Genomic DNA, 2,461 nt, shown 5'->3' with positions numbered 1-2,461 from the left:
TCTATAAATTAAACATTATGAATAGACTATAACTCATTTTTTAGTTATTCATATTTAAAAATTTTGTATTTTTTTATAAAAGTAAGAATATAAACCCCAAAAATAAAAGTTACTAAAAACCCTTTTTTTATAGCCTAAAAAAAGATCTATCTCATTTCCCAAACATTTAACTTTTTAAAAAATAAATTTAATCTCAAATATTCTTCTGATTTAAATATTTGTTTTTTTTTTTTAGTATTTTTAACTTTATTTTAGTAATTCATACTTTATAGGGTGTTAAAGTACTTGAAAATGTTATATACTTTAAACTGAAGTATTTTAAGATAGAGGCTAACATAAATAATAAAAATATGATCTAATGCCATGAGGATTTATATAAAAGGAGAGTATACAAGATGGAAAATGATGTATTTAAAAAAGAAATTCAACAATTAATATTAAAAAAGGATTATACAAATAAAAAATTAAAAGAAAAAATAAAAATGATTTTTGAGAAAAATAATTTTGAAACTATTCAATATCTATATAATATTTCTACTGGAAACGGTACTTTTGCTAGCTTTGTAGGAGAAATATTTTTAGAAAAAAAAGATTATATTAACGCATATAAATATTTTAAACTTTCAACAAGAAATGATAATTTTATAGGTATGTTACATTTAGCCAATCTTTATGAACGAGGATTAGGAGTAGAGAAAGATATAAAAAAAGCTATCTATATTCTAAAATTTTTAGAAACTAAAATAGAACATTCTAAAGTTTATTTTAAAATAGGTTATTTTTATGAAATGGGATTAGGTGTTGAAAAGAATTGTGAAAAAGCTATAAATTATTATAAAAGAGCTCTAGAAAGTGGAGATAAATTATCTGCTTATAATTTAGGGATGTTATTTTTAAAAAAAGGGAATAAAGAAGTTGCATTAAAATATTTAAAACGTGCAGAAGAATTCGGATATATTCAGGCATTAAACTCTCTAGGGAGGTTTTATGAGGAAGAAAAAAATTATGAATTAGCTATCGATTATTATGAAAAAGCAGCTGAACAAAATAGTGGGAATGCTTTTTTAAACTTAGGTTTTATTTATGAAAAAGGAAAAGGAGTAGAAAAAAATATAGATCAAGCAAAAATTTATTATGAAAAAGCTATTGAACAAGGTAATTATAAAGCTAAAGAAGTTTTATCGTATTTGGAAGGAACAGACAACAAACAATTAAATTCACTACTTATAGATTATGAAAAAAATAAAAGTAATATGAATTATTTATTTGTTTTAGGTACGGCTTATTTAAATACTAAAAATTATAAAAAAGCAATCGAATATTATAAAAGATCGCTAGGGCTAGGTTGTGAAAGAGCTAAACTACAATTAGCAAAAGCATATTTTTTTAATAAAGATTATGAAGAAGCTATGGAGCTATATCACGAGTTAGAAGATACCAAGAATCCTATAATTTATAATTCATTAGCAAAAATCTATACATATTGGGAAGACTATAATGCTGCATTATATTGTATTCAACAATCTTTAAAAACATCTGATGATGATAGAACAAAAGTTTTATTAATAGAAATTTATATAAAGATGAGAGACTATATAAAAGCATTTGAAATCTTTAGAACAATTAACGTAATGACATCTAAATTAAAAGTATTAGAAATAGGTGTGTGTATAAATTTAAAGGAATACGAAAAAGCAATAGAATTAATTAATAAAGAAATTCATCAAAAATCAAATGATTGGGCATATAAACCAAGACTAATGCTGAATAAAGCATTTTGTTATTTAAAATTAAATGATTTCAAAAAATCAAAAGAAATATATGAAAATATTATGGAATTTTCTGATAAGCTGTCACAGCCATACATAGAGTCAGAAAAAAGAATAACTTATTTAAATATAGTGAAACTAAAAACAGAACTAAAAAGCGAAGAAGAGGTTTGGGTAGAAAAAGAAATTGAAAATATTGAAGAAAAGTTATTAATTGATGAAAGCATAAAAACAGAACTGTTAGATAATAAAATTACAGAAGAAGAAATAATAACTGAAAAAATTAAAGAAGAAAACTCTGAGAATTTATTAAAACAAGTTGTAGATGAAATCATTGATATTAAAACTGAAAAAGAAAATTTTAAAAGGTTGGAATTAATTACAGAAGGAAAAATTGAAAAAAGCAAATCAAATGATGTTATTTTTTATGCTGTAGGTGGTGGAGATGAAATAGGAGCAAGTTCTTATTATTTAGAGATTGATGGAAAGAAATTTTTAATAGATTCAGGTTTGCGTATTAATCCAAATGAATTTGGTGAAAATTATCCAAGATTTAGTAATTTAGGGGTCTATCCCGAATTACGTGTACATTCAATTCCTAACTACTAGAGGAGAGCTGTTAAAACGGCTCTTTTTTTACATATATTTTTCTACTTGTTCTGGATAAATTATCACTAACATTCTTAATATTT

1 protein-coding gene is annotated in these 2,461 nt (G+C 23.3%); it reads left to right on the top strand.

Annotated features, from left to right (window positions below):
• Positions 1-395 precede the first annotated feature (395 nt).
• A complete protein-coding gene (locus WBG30_RS15165; protein ID WP_424505494.1) occupies positions 396-2,378 on the top strand; it encodes a tetratricopeptide repeat protein in 1,983 nt (660 codons plus the stop codon).
• The last annotated feature ends 83 nt before the right edge of the window (positions 2,379-2,461 follow it).

Origin of the sequence: Psychrilyobacter sp. (assembly GCF_049671765.1) — a bacterium.
Classification (GTDB): domain Bacteria; phylum Fusobacteriota; class Fusobacteriia; order Fusobacteriales; family Fusobacteriaceae; genus Psychrilyobacter.
The sequence above is the reverse complement of the archived record's forward strand: the minus strand, read 5'-3'. Positions and strand labels throughout refer to the sequence as shown.